Annotated in this window: 14 protein-coding genes and 2 pseudogenes; 9 read left to right on the top strand and 7 right to left on the bottom strand. The window is 39.7% G+C overall.

The annotated features are described in order from the left end of the window. Window positions 1-28 precede the first annotated feature (28 nt). Window positions 29-1,534, top strand: a complete 1,506-nt coding sequence (locus tag BFP77_RS04140; protein WP_099572805.1) for an OmpP1/FadL family transporter — start codon at window positions 29-31, stop codon at window positions 1,532-1,534. Between the two features lie 51 nt (window positions 1,535-1,585). Here BFP77_RS04140 and BFP77_RS04135 read toward each other — a convergent pair whose 3' ends face one another. Continuing rightward, a complete protein-coding gene (locus BFP77_RS04135) occupies window positions 1,586-3,046 on the bottom strand; it encodes a T9SS type B sorting domain-containing protein (RefSeq protein ID WP_099572804.1) in 1,461 nt (486 codons plus the stop codon). Between the two features lie 123 nt (window positions 3,047-3,169). Continuing rightward, window positions 3,170-4,969: a T9SS type B sorting domain-containing protein gene (locus BFP77_RS04130; RefSeq protein WP_099572803.1), complete on the bottom strand. Its 1,800-nt coding sequence runs from the start codon at window positions 4,967-4,969 to the stop codon at window positions 3,170-3,172. A gap of 135 nt (window positions 4,970-5,104) precedes the next feature. On the opposite strand from BFP77_RS04130, the gene folE reads away from it, so the two are divergent. From folE to BFP77_RS04095, 7 genes and pseudogenes are all read left to right on the top strand, one after another. Beyond that, entirely contained in the window at window positions 5,105-5,785 is a 681-nt protein-coding gene (gene folE, locus BFP77_RS04125) for a GTP cyclohydrolase I FolE (RefSeq protein ID WP_099572802.1), read from the top strand. Window positions 5,786-5,799: 14 nt separating this feature from the next. Next, window positions 5,800-7,281, top strand: coding sequence for a cysteine--tRNA ligase (gene cysS / locus BFP77_RS04120; RefSeq protein WP_099572801.1), 1,482 nt, complete (start codon window positions 5,800-5,802; stop codon window positions 7,279-7,281). 36 nt (window positions 7,282-7,317) lie between these two features. Then, on the top strand, window positions 7,318-7,539 hold the full coding sequence (gene yidD, locus BFP77_RS04115; protein ID WP_099572800.1) for a membrane protein insertion efficiency factor YidD: 222 nt from the start codon (window positions 7,318-7,320) through the stop codon (window positions 7,537-7,539). A 79-nt stretch (window positions 7,540-7,618) separates the two neighbouring features. Then, window positions 7,619-8,578, top strand: coding sequence for a prolipoprotein diacylglyceryl transferase (gene lgt, locus BFP77_RS04110; RefSeq protein ID WP_099572799.1), 960 nt, complete (start codon window positions 7,619-7,621; stop codon window positions 8,576-8,578). A gap of 2 nt (window positions 8,579-8,580) precedes the next feature. Beyond that, the gene (locus BFP77_RS04105; protein WP_099572798.1) at window positions 8,581-9,069 is read left to right on the top strand and encodes a DUF192 domain-containing protein; all 489 of its coding nucleotides are present in this window, start codon (window positions 8,581-8,583) and stop codon (window positions 9,067-9,069) included. After that, window positions 9,041-9,592 (top strand): GNAT family N-acetyltransferase, encoded by a 552-nt coding sequence (locus BFP77_RS04100; RefSeq protein ID WP_306475411.1) that lies wholly within the window; start codon window positions 9,041-9,043, stop codon window positions 9,590-9,592. Before BFP77_RS04105 ends, BFP77_RS04100 begins: the two co-directional genes overlap by 29 nt. Window position 9,593: 1 nt before the next feature. Then, a pseudogene (locus tag BFP77_RS04095) lies at window positions 9,594-10,817 on the top strand (ATP-binding cassette domain-containing protein). A gap of 60 nt (window positions 10,818-10,877) precedes the next feature. Here the strand turns inward: BFP77_RS04095 and tnpA are convergent. The 4 genes and pseudogenes from tnpA to BFP77_RS04075 form a co-directional block, all read right to left on the bottom strand. Then, window positions 10,878-11,314 (bottom strand): annotated as a pseudogene (gene tnpA / locus BFP77_RS04090) (IS200/IS605 family transposase). A gap of 143 nt (window positions 11,315-11,457) precedes the next feature. Then, window positions 11,458-14,427, bottom strand: a complete 2,970-nt coding sequence (gene secDF, locus BFP77_RS04085; protein WP_099572797.1) for a protein translocase subunit SecDF — start codon at window positions 14,425-14,427, stop codon at window positions 11,458-11,460. 131 nt (window positions 14,428-14,558) lie between these two features. Beyond that, entirely contained in the window at window positions 14,559-15,170 is a 612-nt protein-coding gene (locus BFP77_RS04080) for a hypothetical protein (RefSeq protein WP_099572796.1), read from the bottom strand. A 134-nt stretch (window positions 15,171-15,304) separates the two neighbouring features. Continuing rightward, entirely contained in the window at window positions 15,305-16,231 is a 927-nt protein-coding gene (locus BFP77_RS04075) for a malate dehydrogenase (RefSeq protein WP_099572795.1), read from the bottom strand. Window positions 16,232-16,511: 280 nt separating this feature from the next. Between BFP77_RS04075 and BFP77_RS04070 the strand changes: the two genes are divergently transcribed. Next, window positions 16,512-16,886, top strand: coding sequence for a hypothetical protein (locus tag BFP77_RS04070; RefSeq protein ID WP_099572794.1), 375 nt, complete (start codon window positions 16,512-16,514; stop codon window positions 16,884-16,886). Between the two features lie 140 nt (window positions 16,887-17,026). Here the strand turns inward: BFP77_RS04070 and BFP77_RS04065 are convergent, their stop codons facing one another. Next, entirely contained in the window at window positions 17,027-18,046 is a 1,020-nt protein-coding gene (locus BFP77_RS04065) for a DUF6588 family protein (protein ID WP_099572793.1), read from the bottom strand. Window position 18,047: the final 1 nt, after the last annotated feature.

Below are 18,047 nucleotides of genomic sequence, written 5' to 3'. Positions count from 1 at the left end.
CCGATTTTCTTTAATTAAAAAATAGTACATGAAAAAGTATTTGACTTTTGTAGCATTATCCCTATGCTTTATTGGTAGTGCTCAGAACATAAATGACGTGCTTAGGTATTCTAATGAAAACCTTCAGGGTACGGCAAGGTTCCAAGCCATGGGCGGTGCTTTTGGAGCTCTCGGTGGAGATTTATCATCATTGAATATAAATCCGGCGGGGTCTGCGGTTTTCAACAATAGTTTAATAACACTGTCGGGTTCCTACTATTCCAGAGATAACGATGCCAGCTATTTTGGAACACTGAACAATACCTCTTTCAATGACACGGATTTGAACCAAATTGGAGGAGCGTTTGTTTTCAAGACCTTGGATGATGACGCTGATTGGAAAAAATTCACACTAGCCTTTAATTACGATGTAACTCAAAATTTCGAAAATAGAATCCTTGCCTCCGGACAAAGTACGGAAGGTGTTGACAACTACTTTCTGAATTTCGCCCAAGGGATACCGTTCAATTCCATTCTTTTGCAAGAGGGTGAATTTATAGAAGACGCTTATCTGGATATTGGCGCAAATCAGGGTTTCGCTAGCCAACAAGCTTTTCTTGGGTACTATGGCCGTTTAATCGACCCCGTTGGTGATGATGACAGCACTACGGATTATGTGAGTAATGCCACGTATTCCAGTGTAAACCAACAGTTCTCTAGAACAACGGCCGGGTATAATAGTAAATTTACACTAAATGCAGCATCCCAATACAGGGACATCCTGTACATCGGCGGTTCCTTAAACTTCCATAGTATATTTTATGACAGGCTGGACCAACTAAGGGAGCGTGGTTATGATGCCGACTCTGAAATACAGAATACAACTTTTGACAATTTCCTTCGGACGGAAGGTAACGGATTTTCTTTCAGTGTTGGAGCAATTGCAAAGCTAAACGACTATGTAAGATTAGGCGGTAGCTATCAGTCACCTATTTGGTATCGTTTAACGGATGATTTTTCGCAACGCATAAGCTCGGACTTGGCGGATGATGATATTGGCTTTATAGATTTTAATATCATCAACCTTTTTGATGTATATAGAATTAAAACACCTAGCAAACTAACCGGTAGCATGGCAATAATCTTTGGCAAAAACGGGTTATTGAGTTTTGACTATGGTTATCAGGATTTTTCACAGGCAGAGCTGAGACCAACGAACGATGTTAGTTTTCAAACTGTTAACGCACAGATTTCCAATGAACTTGCAGCTGTTTCAACCTTTAGGTTAGGTGGTGAATATAGAATTAAACAAATTAGTTTAAGAGGCGGTTATCGATTTGAGCAAAGCCCCTACGCCAATGGAAATACTATTGATGATTTAACCGGATTCTCCGCGGGTATCGGATACAATTTTGGAGGCAGCAGATTGGATTTCGGAATTAACAGAACCGAACAGGATATTAATGAAAGTATTTTTGATACGGGTGTTACAACGCCTATAATGATCAATAGAATACTTACCAACGCTACATTAAGTTATACGCTTAACTTTTAACAAAAAGAATTGTAGATAAAAAGAAAGCCGCAAAATAGCGGCTTTCTTTTTTTATCGTTTTAAAGTAAAGTGCGTTTTCCTAGTCTTGGCAACGACAATACCCGCATCGTCTTCCGCATATTCAAACCGGAACCAATAATCGGTAGATGGCATTGGTCTGCCGTTAAAAGTACCATCCCAGCCACCAACGGGGCCTAGCTGTTTTATTAGTTTACCATAGCGGTCAAAAACGAATACCGCCGGATCTGTCAAGGTTTCTATACCCCTAATATTCCATAAATCGTTTATACCGTCCGCATTAGGAGTAAAGAACTTGGGATAGGCTACGACTAAGAATTCAATGGGTACTGTAGTACCACATCCGTTTTTATCATTGATAATAATAGTATTTAGTCCCGGAGGGATATCCATGAAAATAGGGTCATCCTGGAAGGTACCCCCATTGAGTGAATATTCATAAGAACCATCACCATCTACAATAATCTCAACGTTATTGATGTCCGGGTCTATGGCTAAGTTCGTCTCCAATATCTCCACGCGGTCTAAAACAGGAATACCGAAAAAGGTTATTAAAATACCTCCTTGGTCTTCCACAAATTGCGGTGAACCAGATAGTGTTGTAATCCTCGCAAAATAACGTCCGGAATTTGGACTGGAAACCACCAGTTCAGCTCCGAAAGGACCGGAACCCGTTAAGGTATCGTCAACAGTGCCATCGTCTTCATAATCTACTGTCCATTCTACACTGGCAATATCCGAACCAGCGGGAGAGTTCAAAGCACTCAAGGTTATATCAGGGTCTCCCTCACAGGCTATGATATCCAAACCTAAAAATTCATCTCTCAGGGTACAGTCCAAAGCTGTATTCTGGTCTTCTTGAACAGAACTTCCAGTAAAGGTGAGCATGTATGGCTCAGGGTCACCATCGAAATTAGTATTGAAATTGTTTATAAGGATATAATAGATTTCACCTGGCTCTACCTCTAACCACTCATCATAGGTATTCTGACTTCCAACTAGGAAAGGAGCTCCTTCCTGACCATTTTCGGGATTAACCCCTACCCCGGTAAAACTAGTATTGTTCACTTCGTAATTGCAGCGAATTGGTTCAGAAGTACCATCACCAATAATTGAACAAAAGTTTTGTCCACTTGTTTCATCATATGGGCCATAGACAGCAAAATCCCACTCCGCTGTGGGCGTTCCCATTCCTCCATTGGTAGGGAGGGCTTCTATATCAAAGCCCACTTGACCACCAGTGCCCGCCCTAAAGACGTACCACGATGTGTTGTTTTCTATATTGGCAGAGCTAACACTACCCTTTTCAAGGCAACCAGTCTGCGTGATAACCTCTGGGTCAAAATCATCTATATCACCACCACCATCGGCGAGACCCATTATTGGTTGGTCCGCACACACTGGTATCGCTGTTCTACAATTCGGTGAGTTTTGAGCGTTCGTCTCCCATACTTGAAGGAAAAAACAAAAGGCAGCACAAAAAAGTATTCGCATAAAATGTGGGGCTATTTCATATACTAACGTATATAATAACTATGTTGCTCCCAGTTTAGTATCCTATATCGGATTTTTGTGCACTTAATCGATGAAATACACTTTTATTGTATGCGAACGCTCCTAGCGTTTGATACTAAAGTGATTATTGATAAATTTTGCAGTGGCCAACTGCCCATCCTGATCGGTATAAGAAAGTTTGAACCAATAATCTGACGCCGGCATTAGTTTTCCATTGGAATTACCATTCCAACCCGGACTATTTTCGTCCATTTGAAATAATAATTTCCCAAACCTGTCGTAGATATGAACCACAGGATTATCTAGAACGTTCATACCCCCAACTGTCCATAAATCGTTAATTCCATCTCCATTTGGTGTAAAGAATTTTGGAAAGCCTACAATAACAATCTCCTGCGTATCAGCTCCACATCCGTTTCTATCGCTCACTGTAATACTATGTAGTCCTGGAAGGATATCCCTGAAAACAGGAGCACTTTGAGGGCTATTATCATCTAATTGATATTCAAAATCACCGTCTTCCTGAGTAAATACGGTTACCATATTGCTATCGTCATCATATACAACGTCAATATCCGTAATTACCGGAGGCCTAGAAAAGGTTACGGTTACCGATCGCACGCCAACACAACTAACGGCTCCTTGTACATTGGTAACGGATAACGTATACGTGCCTTCTGTGGTTACCGTAATCTGAGAAGACACTTGACCGGAATCCCATGAATAAGAGTAATCTGGATTTGGAATTCTCTGTCCTACGGTTGCTACTGGTGTATCCTCACAGATAAAAACCGAAGTGGGAAAATCTAACTCCGGTACCGCAACGGTATTTATTTCAAAGGATTCTAAAACATCGAAGCAATTGGTATTTGCAATGGAGGTAGTTCTTACAAATATGGTTTGGGAGGGTTCAGTTGGTATATAGTCGTTGTCCAATATATTGGTTCCATTAGTAGCATCTGCAATGGAACCATAATAACTAACTCTAAATTCATCTTCGCTTTGGTTACCCAAGGCTTCGCCGTTTTTTTGGCTTAAATCAAAAGCAGTTCCGTCCAAGCACATAAGCTCATCACCAAGAGGGTTCGTAGTAGGAGATGGCGAAAAAGAAACTTGTACTTCACTAATAATATTCTCCCCTGAAGGAACCACAACCAAAACACGGTACATTCCGGATACAGCCACATTTAGGTTTTCTCTACTCTCCGCGGGTATTTGTTGATAACCATTCCCAATATCTAAATACCACTCGTAAGATATCGCACCAATAGTTGTTGCATTTAGTGTAATAGTATCGTTTTCACAGGCAGCAATAGGCGGGCCCAATAAATTACTAATAATGGAACAATCTAAAGCCGTGTTCGGGAAATCCACAAAGACATCACCTGAAAACTGAATGGAAAAACCAGAGTTGTTATTACTGAAATTATTGATGAAAAGATAATAGTCCTCTCCAGCGGCGACATCTAACCAATCGTCATACTGAAAATTGTCCACTCCTGTTGGGTCTTCACCGAATCCCATGAATGTATTGTCATCAGAATTATCAAAATAGTTACATCTTACCGGTTCACCTAAATTTGCACAATCAGCGGCACGGTAAAGGGCAAAATCCCAATCCTCGGAAACATCGAAACCGATATTTATGCCTAGCTGACCACTTTCACCTGTCCGAAACCGGTACCAGGCAGAATTGGATTCTATAGGGCCGGTTGCCAATACGATACAGCCCGTTACGGAAGCGCCATTGAAATCATCGATTCCAAAACCATCAGTCCCTCCATTTATGGGCGTATTGTTACAAATAGGAACGGCATTGTTACAATCTGGAGACACTTGGGCCAAGATAGGATTTGTCGCAGCAAAAAATATAAAAAATAAAGCAACGCTTAAGCGTGTCATAAATTCGTTTCTGATTTGGAAACTAAAAATATGAAGCCTCTTCCCTTAACACTAATTTATGTTGTGTAACACCTTTAAATGGTTATAAAGTGCTATATAATGTATATCTTTGAAGCCTGTTAAAGTTCATTTTAAATGAAAATAGAAGGTACATTGGAAGATCATTTTGAACAGCTTGGAGATAATCATGTCTCTACATCAGAAGAAACACCATTACGTGAAGATGCCTTTGTCTTAACCGATGAAGAAAAAATTGGAAGAATAAAAGAGAGCGTTAGAGAAATAATGCTCACACTAGGTCTGGATTTAGAAGATGACAGCCTAAAGGGAACTCCCAATAGGGTAGCAAAAATGTTCGTTAAGGAGATTTTTGGTGGTCTACATCCGGATAGAAAACCCAAATCTTCCACTTTTGACAACAAGTACAAGTATGGAGAAATGTTGGTGGAAAAGAACATCACACTCTACTCCACCTGTGAGCATCATCTTTTGCCTATTGTTGGTAGGGCACATGTAGCCTATATTTCCAAAGGAACAGTTGTTGGACTTTCAAAAATGAATAGAATAGTGGATTATTTCGCCAAAAGACCTCAAGTACAGGAGCGTCTAAATATTCAAATTGTAAGAGAACTTCAGAACGTATTGGGCACTGATGACGTTGCATGCGTAATAGACGCCAAACATTTATGTGTAAACTCAAGAGGAATAAGGGATATTGAGAGTAGCACGGTTACTGCGGAATATGGCGGCAAATTTAAAGATGAGGCCGTGAGAAGGGAGTTTTTGGACTACATCAATTTAGAAACCGATTTTTAATTACCTCTCCGACAATGCAATTGTACGAACAACAGACGATTAAAGTACATAATTCACTTACCGGCAAAAAAGAAATTTTCAGTCCATTGAACGAGGGGCATATTGGAATGTATGTTTGTGGACCAACGGTATACAGCAACGTACATCTTGGTAATTGCCGCACCTTTATGTCTTTTGATATGATTTTCAGGTACTTCCGTCATTTAGGATATAAAGTAAGGTATGTACGTAATATTACCGATGCCGGTCATTTAGTGGACGATGCCGAAGACGGTGAAGACAAGATAGCTAAAAAGGCACGATTAGAGCAGTTAGAGCCGATGGAAGTGGTACAACGCTATACGGTTGACTTTCATAATATCTTGGAAAAGTTCAACTTTCTACCACCTAGCATAGAGCCTACGGCCACGGGCCATATCATAGAGCAAATCGAAATTATAAAGGATATCATCGCAAAGGGATATGCCTATGAAATTAACAACTCCGTTTATTTTGATGTGGTCAAATTTAACCAAACCAACGATTACGGAAAGTTAAGCGGACGAAAGTTGGAGGACATGATAGCCAATACACGGGAACTTGCCGCCCAAGACGAGAAAAAGAGTCCTCAAGACTTTGCCTTATGGAAACGTGCGGAACCGCAACATATCATGAGATGGCCGTCTCCTTGGGGCGATGGTTTCCCCGGCTGGCACCTAGAATGTACCGCAATGAGCACCAAGTATCTTGGAGAGACCTTTGATATTCATGGAGGAGGAATGGACTTAAAATTTCCACACCATGAATGTGAGATTGCGCAAGCGGAAGCAAGTAATGGAAAATCCCCCGTGCAATATTGGCTGCATGCGAATATGCTCACCTTAAACGGTAAAAAAATGGCAAAATCCACTGGGAACAGTATCTTGCCGGGTGAGATATTTTCTGGAGAGAATGACATTTTGAGTAAAGCCTTCTCCCCTTCCATGGTGCGCTTTTTTATGATGCAGGCGCATTACACCAGTATTTTAGATATTAGTAACGACGCTCTCTTAGCCTCAGAAAAAGGCTTTAACAAGCTTATGGAGGCCATAAGTTCATTAAAATCCTTATCCACGGGAAAGACAACCGATTTTGATGTAGTCTCTTGGAAAGCATCTTGCTATGCAGCCATGAACGATGATTTTAATACGCCAATTTTAATTGCCAAGCTTTTTGATGCTGTAAAACATATTAATCTTATCAAAGAAGGTAACGAATCGATAACAAAAGAAGATAAAGAAGAGCTTCAGAACACCCTACACAGTTTTGTTTTTGATGTACTAGGGCTAGAAAGTAAGAGCAGCTCTAATGCCGGAACCGAAAAGTTAGAAGGTGTGGTGGCACTCTTGATTCAATTGAGAAAAGAAGCAAGGGAAAACAAGGATTTCGTGACCTCTGACAAGATTAGAGACCAATTGGCTTCCCTAGGTATACAATTAAAGGACGGAAAAGAAGGAACCACTTTTAGTGTATCTTAGAGTGTACTTCTAAAACCAAAACGCATTATTTTATAGATGAAAAAAATCTTGATAGCAGCTTTTATCGCTTTAGTAAGATTTTATCAATTGGCCATTTCACCCTACACACCTGCGACATGCAGATATTCCCCTACCTGCTCACAATATACCTTAGAAGCACTAAAAAAACATGGCCTCTTTAAGGGAGGTTGGCTGGCCACAAAGAGAATATTTAGCTGTAATCCTTGGGGAGGAAACGGTTACGACCCCGTTCCTTAAAATTTAATTTACCCACTATTTTACGAAAGCGTATTGGTCTAGTTTCTATTTTTTATCTTAGCCCTTCAAAACAAAATATATGCATTTCTTAGGTATTACTTGGAATCCGAACGAGACATTGTTCAATATAGGATTTGTACAGATCAAATATTATAATCTATCGTGGATTATAGCTTTTGCTCTGGGATGGTACATAATGAAAAAGATTTTTGTTCGTGAGAAAAAATCCGTAGAACAATTAGACTCGCTTTTTATACATACGGTTTTAGGCACCATGTTAGGAGCTAGGCTGGGGCATGTTTTTTTCTATGACTGGCCTTATTACAAAAATCATTTGTTAGAAATATTATTACCCATTAGAGAAAGTAATGCGGGAAGCCTGTTCTTTGGATTGATTGATGGTTATGAGTTTACGGGATTTACTGGCCTAGCAAGTCATGGTGCTATTATCGGAGTGTTCGTAGCGGTGTATATTTTTACAAGAAAGTTTCCAGAATTCAGTATGCTGTGGCTTCTTGATAGAATGGTCGTACCTTTTGGAATGATTGCCTTTATTCGTTTTGGCAATTTTTTCAATTCTGAAATCAATGGCAAAGTAGTCGATGAGAACTTTATTTTCGCCACGAGGTTTATACGCGATTCAGATGACTTACATCCGTCCAAGGCATTAGCTGTTACCCAGGAAAAAACCTTGGATGCCGCTTATTACGCTATTGAAAATAATCCGCAATTTGCTCAGTATCTGGAAGAAATTCCCTATCGCCATCCTGCACAAGTTTACGAAGGAGTCGCCTACATATTTATTTTCATCATATTATACCTTCTATATTGGAAAACGGACAAGCGACACAAATCCGGATATTTGTTCGGTTTGTTTTTAGTGCTTCTCTGGACCATAAGATTCTTTGTAGAATTCGTTAAGAAAAGTCAAGGTGGTTTTGAAGAATCCCTAGGGCTACTTTCAACAGGTCAATGGTTGAGTATTCCTTTTATTTTTATCGGTCTGTTTTTCATGTTCAAACCTGCTAAAAAAGGGTAGCTATGAAATTTTTAAATGGGTACTTTTTATCAATCTTTCTTTTGGCTACTATAACCGGTTGTAAAGAAGAGGCTAAAAAAGTTATTAAGACAGAAACCATAGCCTTTACCAAAGAGGGTACACTACAGATTCTGAAACAGGAAACTGATTCGGTGTTGGTCAATCTTGATATTGAAATTGCTGAGACGGATTACGAAACACAGACAGGACTAATGTATAGAAAGGGTATGGATGATAATCAGGCCATGCTGTTCGTTTTTCCCGATGTTGCCATGCACTCGTTCTACATGAAAAATACGGAATTCCCCCTGGACATCATCTATATTGATGAAAATCTGAGGATTGCCAGTTTTCAGGAGAATGCGCAGCCTTTTGATGAAAATGGCCTTTCCTCCCAAGTACCCATTAAATATGTTCTAGAAATTAATGCCGGTCTCTCGGAAAGCCTAACCTTAGAAATAGGTGACCAAATTACGTTTACAAGAAAATAGAGGTATGAACTCCCTTTTGGAGGGTCAAGAAACGGAGCGATTGTACTATAGAAAAGTATTGGCTTCCGATTTTAATGATTGGCTTCCGTTTCATCAAGAACCACTCAGTTCACAATTCTGGGATGGACTACCGATAGACCCTGAGGTGGCTTGCAGAGAACAATTTAATCGCGCGTTTGAACGCTATGAACAAGGTTTAGGTGGTATGAACGCACTTATCTGCAAAAATGAAGGGGTTCTCATTGGGCTATGCGGACTTCTTGTTCAAGAGGTCGACGAAGTGCGTGAATTAGAGATAGGTTATTCTATTTTACCACAGTATTGGCAACAGGGATACGCTTTTGAAGCAGCCCAAAAGTGCAAGCAATACGCTTTTTCGCAACGATGGGCCTCACATTTGATTTCAATCATTCATATTGATAATATCCCCTCGCAAAGAGTAGCACTAAAAAATGGAATGCTCTTAGAAAAAACTACCACCTACAAGAATAATCCAGTTCATATTTTTGGAATCAACACCTAACATGAAAAAACACTGCGCCGTACTTATTGACAACAAATCTCAAAAGAAGGGGCTTATTCATGCCATACGCAGGAACGAACATTCTTATTTCAAGTTTTTAGGAACAAAAAAAGGCGCCTTGTTTTCTCCTGTAATGTTATCACAATTAATAGATGAAGAAGAACGTCATGACCAAAAAATAGTGCATCGAGGCCAATCTTTGCGGACCATGTCCAGCGGAGAACAAAAGAAAGCCCTATTACGACACATTTTAGAGTCAAAACCAGATTACATCATTCTAGATAATCCGTTCGATAGTCTTGACCATAGTTTTCAAAAAGAACTGAAAAACCTATTACTGGAAGTCTCAGGAGATTTTATTTTTATACAATTGGTTAGCAGGGTCACTGATATCCTACCTTTTATCAACCAGTTTACCAGACTGAACGGGGACCGATTAGAATCCATTAGTGGTATGCCTACGTTTATTAAACCACATAGCGATTTTCTTACCGGAAAAATTCCTGCCGCCATAATACCTATCCGAATAGACAATGAATTATTAATAGCATTTAAGAACGTTTCCGTTTCGTACGAGGACAAAGCTATTTTAACCAATATCAATTGGACCGTTAAGAAAGGTGAGTTCTGGCAGTTAATCGGTAATAATGGCTCTGGAAAATCAACCCTATTATCCATGATTACGGGAGATAATCCAAAAGCATACGGCCAAAATATATTACTTTTCGGAAAGCGAAAGGGCACAGGGGAAAGTGTCTGGGACATCAAACAGAAGCTGGGCTATTTTTCACCTGGAATGACTTATAAATTCAATGGTAGATTCTCCATAGAGCAAATGCTCATATCCGGATTCAATGACTCCATAGGACTGTACACAAAACCCACTGAAGTTTAAAAAAGAAAAGCACAAGAGTGGCTAAAGTTTTTAAACCTTTGGCCTGAAAAAAACATACTTTTCGCCGATAGCTCACTGGGGCAAAAGCGTTTAATAATGACAGTGAGAGCTATGGTTAAACACCCGCCATTATTGATTTTAGATGAACCCATAACGGGTATGGATGATGAGGCTGCCGCTCTTCTAGTGGCCTTGGTCAACAAAATAGCTGAAGAAACCGATACCGCCATCATCTTTGTGTCTCACCGAGACGAGCCGGGTTTAAACCCAAATAAAAGCCTCCAACTACAGATGAGCCCCAAGGGATCTATTGGAGTAATCAAAAACTAAACCACCCTGCACTAAAAGTGCAGGGGTTTTTTGAAACAGGACTGAAAGTCCTCCTTTTACTCACTCAAGTATAAAATTTGAATTATCATCATTATTTTTCTTCCTGTGATGTTCCAAATATTCATTTACCATCTTATCGGTAATATTCCCACTGCTCCATACTCCGTATCCACTTGCCCAAAAGTGATTGCCCCAATATCGCTTTTTCAGTGAGGGGAACTCTTGTTGAAGTCTTCGGGAACTGCGTCCTTTTAGACTCTTTACAATGGAACTTACATTCTCATTGGGCGCATACTCTACGTGCATATGTACGTGGCCGAACTAACAACACCTTTTAGTATTTCAATACCATGAGCCTCGCAAACCTGTATGAGAAGTTCACGACATCGTATTTGAACATTCCCCTTCAAAACCTTGTATCGATACTTTGTAGACCAAACTATATGACATGTTAAACGACTTACGGTATGTGAAACTTTTCTTATATTCGAACCCATACAAGCGAATGTATAGATTTTTTCGTAGTACTAAAGTTCTGCAATAAAATTGCAGGGTTTTGAACCCCAATTTGAGACCAATAAAAAAGCCGCTACACTTCAAAGTATAGCGGCTTTTTATATTGAGTTAGTTTTAGTACGTATTACTCCTTACTTCCTGAAGTAATCTTTTTACTAAGTGCATCGTACATGATTGGTGTTGCAATAAATACCGAAGAGTAGGTACCTATGATTACACCAACAATCATAGCGAACATAAATCCTCTTAGGGATTCTCCACCAAAAATAAAGATGGCCAGTAATACTACCAATGTAGTTAAAGAGGTGTTCAATGTTCTCCCCAGTGTACTGTTTATGGCGGAATTGATATTGGCACCACCTTTCCAGCCACGCTCCGCGATGACCTCTCGGATACGGTCAAAAACAACCACGGTATCGTTCAAGGAATAACCAATTACGGTTAATATCGCCGCTATAAAAGCTTGGTCAATTTCCATGTTAAAAGGCAACACTTTTCCAAGAATGGAGAAAACGCCCAGCACGATGAGTACATCATGAAAAACGGCTACAACCGCTCCTAAAGAGAATTGCCATCTACGGAAACGCAGTAAAATATATAAGAAAACTACTGCTAACGAACCTAAGATTGCCAAGAAGGCATTTTTCTTAATATCATCGGCAATGGTAGGACCTACTTTAACCGATTGTAAAATACCTATGGATTTATCATCGCTACCAACACTAAAGGCCTGCTCCGTTATACCATCTGGCAAATATTTCTGTAAAGATGTGTACAGTTTATCCTGAATTTCCGCATCTACTTCAATACCTTCAACATCTACCTTATAGGGTGTCGTTATTTTTATCTGATTAGATTCCCCGTACGTTTTAACATTTGTACCGCTACCAAAAACCGTATTTAATTCTGAAGCTATTTCAGAGGGATTTACGGGTTGCTCAAAGCGGACCGTATAAGAGCGTCCACCAACAAAATCAACACCTTGTTGCAACCCAGGTCCAAAGAACAGGGAAAACAGACCTACGGCCACTAAAATACCTGATACCACATAAGCAATCTTGCGCTTCACCAAGAAATCTATACTTAGGTTCTTGAATAGCCCTTTTGTAATGCTCGTGGAGAAATCTAGCGTTCTTCCCTTACCACTAATATACCAATCCACTAGTAAACGCGTAATGAATATTGCCGTAAACAAAGAGGTAAGTATACCTATGATCAATGTTGTTGCAAATCCTTTAATTGGACCAGAACCAAAAATGAAAAGAATAATAGCGGTAAGACCTGTGGTAATGTTCGCATCTAAAATAGAAGATAGTGCATTTCCAAAACCATCGGCAACAGCCTGACTCTTTCCTTTTCCTTTTGCCAGTTCTTCTTTGATACGCTCAAAGATAAGAACGTTAGCATCCACGGACATACCAATGGTTAGTACGATACCGGCAATACCAGGTAAGGTTAACACCGCGTTTAACGAAGTTAAAACTCCGAATATCAGTAAGATGTTCAACAATAAGGCAACATCTGCAAAAGCACCTGCTTTACCGTAATAGAAAATCATCCATAACAATACGATAGCCATGGCGATCAAGAAAGACATGAAACCACTGTCTATAGCTTCCTGACCTAACGAAGGACCAACGATTTCGGATTGTATGATCTCAGCAGAAGCTGGTAACTTACCTGCTCGCAGTACATTTGCTATATCCTTAGTTTCATTAACCGTAAAATCCCCGGAGATTTCGGTTCTACCACCTGTAATACCTCCAACAACGGAACAACCTGGAGCCGTGTAAACCTTATTGTCAAGAACAACGGCAATACCCGTTTGGTTCACATTGGCATCGCTCGTAAGTTTCTGCCAAAGTTTGGAACCTTTTGAATTCATGTTCATGGTGACTACCGGCTTACTGAACTGGTCAAATTCGCCCCTTGCATCACTAACTACATCTCCACTTATTCTTGGCGTTCCGTCTCGGTTAGATTTAAGAGCGTATAAGTTGATAACCTCCACATCATCCGAAGATGGTCTCTCCCAAACAAATTTTACAAATTGAATATCTGCCGGTAATAATCTCCTAATTTCTGGCATTCTTAGATAAGAGCCTATGGTAGCAGTATCCTTTATAGCTGCTTGGAACATTGCGTTGCTGCCTGGGTTGGCAGGTATGAGCAATTCGTACAATGGATTTACTTGTGTTGCCAAATCCAAGGAATCCGCAGAAACATCCGAAAGCAAAGAATCTAACTCCGACTCCTCTTTTACCGGTTCTGGCTCATCAACCTCTACAATACTTTTCAATTTTTCGTTCGCCTGAATCAAAAATGTACTAAAGCTAGTATTACTTTGCGGATAGGTCTCCCAAAATTCTAACTGTGCCGTACTTGATAATAAATCCTGTGCACGAGCTATATCCCTTGCTCCCGGTAATTCTACCAATATACGGCCAGAATTACCTTCTCTTTGGATATTGGGTTGCGTAACACCAAATCCATCGATACGCTCACGAAGTACCTCGAAAGCCGAAACTATAGATTCGTCTATCTTTCTTCTTATGATAGGTTTAACCTCATCATCAGTCATTTGAAAATTAATCTCGTCACTCAAGCCCTTGTTGGCAAAAATATCAGGGGAAGCCAGTTTTGTTTCTCCCTTAATATTGTCGAAAGCTTCGAAAAAGAGCTCAATATAGGTATCATCACTGTTTTTAGATGCAGTATCCGCATCTGCCAATGCCTTGTTGAAAACCGGATTTTTGGTGTTATTAGCCAAACCTTTCAAAATATCCTTAACCGAAATCTGAAGGGTTACATTAATACCTCCTTTAAGGTCCAGACCTTTATTAAGTTCTTTCTTCTTTGCTTCCTCATAATTGGTATAACCAAGTATGGGATTAGTGCCTATGGAATCTAAATAACTCGCTTCAAGCGCCTCTCGCTTGGAGATATAATCCTCTTCAGCTTCAGAAATTTTACTTGCGGCGAAGACACCCGCTTCTTTTTCTACTTTGTTGGTGATAAAAGTATAGGATAGCTGGTAGATACTAACTAACCCAAACAATAAAGCAAATAGCTTGATAAGTCCTTTGTTTTGCATTTTATTCTTGTTTATGTTGGATATACTATGCCTTTATAGCTATGGCATATCGTTTTAAATTGTAATGTTGGTATTATTAATTGCGTATTAAGGCTTAAGAATAGGTATTGAAGCATACCATTTGCCTGTTTTTAAGCTAAAGGTCCTGCCCTGACCTCTGGAAAGATATATGTTATATTGTCTATTGAAATCGCTACACCGTTATTAAACTCGTACGATACATAGTAAGCGTAATTTTGCCAAACCGGCCCTGTTATATTGCCGGCCGCTATAGGAAATTTCAGAAGTTCATAATCGTCCTTATGCGATTTAAAGGCATACTTTCCGTTTAAATTTAAACCATCTTCGATTTCATGAAGGTCTAAAACCACCAAACTACACATCTCGGGCAATTCATCTTCGGGAAAATCAACAGGAAGTTTATCCAATTCCTCAAGATTTAGTAGCAGTTCATCAGAATTAGAAAGGAATTCTTTTACTTGACGCGCATCGATACTACTGTAATAACGTAAACTCAGCTGCGCATCGGTATTCTCCAAAACCTCAATATCCGTAATACCCAAAGCTTGAAGCTTTGCCGTAATTGTTGCTAGGGCATCGTCCTGAGCGGTACCGGATGTAGTATCCGTATCAGAAAATTGCAGCACAATCTTTTGATTCACTACTTTGGTCTGCTGCCCGGATATCAACCCTATCAAGGATAACAGAACAAGTAAAGTACTTATGTACCATTTTAAATTCATGCGGCAAAGATAAAAATAAAGAAGTACTACACGGTATAATTTTACAATAACTCTGTATTGGAAGTATACCGTTAAAAAAAGCCTTCATAGTTTAACTATAAAGGCTTATCAATAACGTATTTTGTGTAGATAAATTATAATTCCAACAGGCCGTTGGTCTTTGTAACTCCTGCAGAACTTTCCTGCATCTTGGTCTTTTCAGCATCGCTTAAAGGAACATCCACAATTCTTTCGATACCATCTTTTCCTAGAATTACTGGCACACCGATACAAATATCGTTTAGTCCGTACTCGCCTTCAAGATAGGTAGAACAGGGAAACATTTTCTTTTGGTCGCAAGCAATGGCCTGTACTAGACCAGAAACTGCGGCTCCAGGAGCATACCATGCGCTTGTTCCTAGTAATTTTGTAAGCGTAGCGCCACCAACTTTGGTATCGGCAGCAACTTGTTCTAAACGCTCTTCTGTCAAAAACTCAGAAACGCGAATACTATTTCTAGTGGCATGCGAGGTTAATGGAACCATACCCGTATCGCTATGACCGCCTATGACCATACCATCGATATCTGAAATTGGTGCTTCCATAGCTTCTGCTAGTCGATATTTAAAACGAGCGCTATCCAAAGCCCCACCCATTCCAATGATTCTATTTTTTGGTAAATCTGTAGTTTTATGTACCAAGTAGGTCATTGTATCCATTGGGTTACTTACGACAATAAGGATAACATTAGGAGAGTGTTGTATTAAATTACTGGAAACGGTTTTTACAATTCCCGCATTTATACCTATTAATTCCTCCCTTGTCATACCTGGTTTTCTTGGTATACCGGAAGTAATAACGGCAATATCACTATTGGCCGTTTTGGAGTAATCGTTTGTACTACCCGAAATCTTAGTGTCAAAACCGTTCAAGGATGCCGTTTGCATCAAGTCCATTGCCTTGCCCTCCGCGTAGCCTTCTTTTATATCTAAAAGAACAACTTCCGATGCAAAATCCTTAATTGCAATGTACTCAGCACAACTTGCTCCTACCGCTCCTGCTCCTACTACTGTAACCTTCATCTATACTAATTTAGTTATTGTTAAAATATGTACGTTTTTCTATTTCTATAATAAGTAGGTCAAAAATAGTTATTTATTGATCAAAAATAGAACGCAAACAGCTCTTTAATTGCCTTAAATCTTCATGAAAACTATCGATGAAGTGACATTCGCCTCAAAAAAACGAACCGTTTAACGAAGAAAACGTCAAATAGTTACCATACAACGAATTTTAATACTATTAAAATACAACTAGCCGTTATCGTTAAAGGAATCCCAAATTCCAATAACCTACTTAACTATGAAGAAACTATTTTCTTTAATGGCAATTATTGCCATAGTTTTATCTGCTAATTGCTCTCGTATAGAGCAGAACGATGACCCTATAATCGGTATATGGGTTGAAGCATCAACCTTGTCCGAAGAAAGCACTTCCAAGACAACAGTACGAAAAGAATGGATTTTCAACGATGTCTACTTGGGTAGATATCACGAAATCAATGGAAACGACATTACTCTCAAAACCGATTTTAAATGGTCCCAGGAGAATGGCATCTATACCGTAGAATATAGAGGTCTTGAAGATAAACCTAACGATATGGTCACCATTCAAAACAATGAACAAGGTGTATTATTACAAAAGACTGATGGTGATTTGTTAGCCATAAAGGAATAAACAATTTTAATAGGGCCATGGGAAAGAGTCTGTTCGGAGCAATTTGGGCAGGCTCTTTGTATTTTCAATTAAGATCAATAAAAAACCTCCTAGACTACAGAAATAGCCAAGGAGGTTTTAAGTTTGTTGCTTATTACTTATTATCTAAACCCAAAGTTCAGACCAAAAGTCAACGTATTGAACTCCGCCAGGGTATAATCTGCGTTTAACCTAAAGAAACCTAGCTTAAGCTTGGCACCCACGTTACCGGTTACACCGTTTGTTTTTTGAGTTATGGAAAAAGGATCCGTCTCGGTCCTTGCAAAAGGTCCAATTCCAACAGTATAATCTCCTAAGACATCGGTTACGGATTTTCCCGTAACATACCCTAGACCTCCGTAAAAATTTATGATGGGTAGTTTGGTTGATACTACAGCATTGAATGCCCAGGTACTAATATCCGATTCAAGTCTTTGGTCACTCCCACCTATCGTAGAAACTTCCGTAAGATCATAATCGCCGGAAATTTTAGTATAGCCGATTACAGCGGAAATAGCTACCGGTAAAATCTTGTCCGCCGGTAACAGTTTGGTAAAATCGTGCTGAAGACCAAAACCTATGATACCCACAGAGGCGCCTTCGTATTCAATTTTAGGCAGAAATCGCGCCTTTATCTCCGTACCTTTTATAAGCCCCACACTACCCTGTAGATAACCTGATGGTATAAAATCCAAACCTTCCGCTGAAAGTCCCGTCGGCAATTCAAATTCTCGACGTTCCGGTGGTAGGCCTGGACCTACCTCTACTTCCACAAATACCCTTATACCTTCTAAATCACCGAGAGCGGAAGAAACTGGCCTTGCTGTCCCGGAATTGTCCACAAAATCGAGGTTTTCGTAATCATTAGGATCAAGAATAAAGCTTTTTTTGTCCTGTTTATTCTTAAAACCTGTAATACTTCCTATTACAGAGATTTCAAAACCACCTAGGGGTTTGGCATCTGCTGAATTATACCATCCGGTGGCCATGTTAAACACCGCGCTTTCAGAAACCGGTGACAAATAGTCTGTTGTAAATTGTTCCGCATCTTCCACTCCTGCAGCAAATACCTCGTTGAAGTCCGTTTGCGCGATAAGGAAAGAAAAACTACACGTTAAAATTCCTGTAAGTAAATACTTCATT

Origin of the sequence: Maribacter sp. 4U21 (assembly GCF_002742365.1) — a bacterium.
GTDB lineage: Bacteria > Bacteroidota > Bacteroidia > Flavobacteriales > Flavobacteriaceae > Maribacter.
Note: the sequence above shows the minus strand (reverse complement) of the source record. Positions and strands in the feature narration are given on the sequence as shown.

Excerpts from the sequence above, each read along its gene's own strand:
- BFP77_RS04140 (WP_099572805.1), top strand. The coding sequence starts at position 29 with ATGAAAAAGTATTTGACTTTTGTAGCATTATCCCTATGCTTTATTGGT.
- BFP77_RS04135 (WP_099572804.1), bottom strand. The coding sequence starts at position 3,046 with ATGCGAATACTTTTTTGTGCTGCCTTTTGTTTTTTCCTTCAAGTATGG.
- BFP77_RS04130 (WP_099572803.1), bottom strand. The coding sequence starts at position 4,969 with ATGACACGCTTAAGCGTTGCTTTATTTTTTATATTTTTTGCTGCGACA.
- folE (WP_099572802.1), top strand. The coding sequence starts at position 5,105 with ATGAAAATAGAAGGTACATTGGAAGATCATTTTGAACAGCTTGGAGAT.
- cysS (WP_099572801.1), top strand. The coding sequence starts at position 5,800 with ATGCAATTGTACGAACAACAGACGATTAAAGTACATAATTCACTTACC.
- yidD (WP_099572800.1), top strand. The coding sequence starts at position 7,318 with ATGAAAAAAATCTTGATAGCAGCTTTTATCGCTTTAGTAAGATTTTAT.
- lgt (WP_099572799.1), top strand. The coding sequence starts at position 7,619 with ATGCATTTCTTAGGTATTACTTGGAATCCGAACGAGACATTGTTCAAT.
- BFP77_RS04105 (WP_099572798.1), top strand. The coding sequence starts at position 8,581 with ATGAAATTTTTAAATGGGTACTTTTTATCAATCTTTCTTTTGGCTACT.
- secDF (WP_099572797.1), bottom strand. The coding sequence starts at position 14,427 with ATGCAAAACAAAGGACTTATCAAGCTATTTGCTTTATTGTTTGGGTTA.
- BFP77_RS04080 (WP_099572796.1), bottom strand. The coding sequence starts at position 15,170 with ATGAATTTAAAATGGTACATAAGTACTTTACTTGTTCTGTTATCCTTG.
- BFP77_RS04075 (WP_099572795.1), bottom strand. The coding sequence starts at position 16,231 with ATGAAGGTTACAGTAGTAGGAGCAGGAGCGGTAGGAGCAAGTTGTGCT.
- BFP77_RS04070 (WP_099572794.1), top strand. The coding sequence starts at position 16,512 with ATGAAGAAACTATTTTCTTTAATGGCAATTATTGCCATAGTTTTATCT.
- BFP77_RS04065 (WP_099572793.1), bottom strand. The coding sequence starts at position 18,046 with ATGAAGTATTTACTTACAGGAATTTTAACGTGTAGTTTTTCTTTCCTT.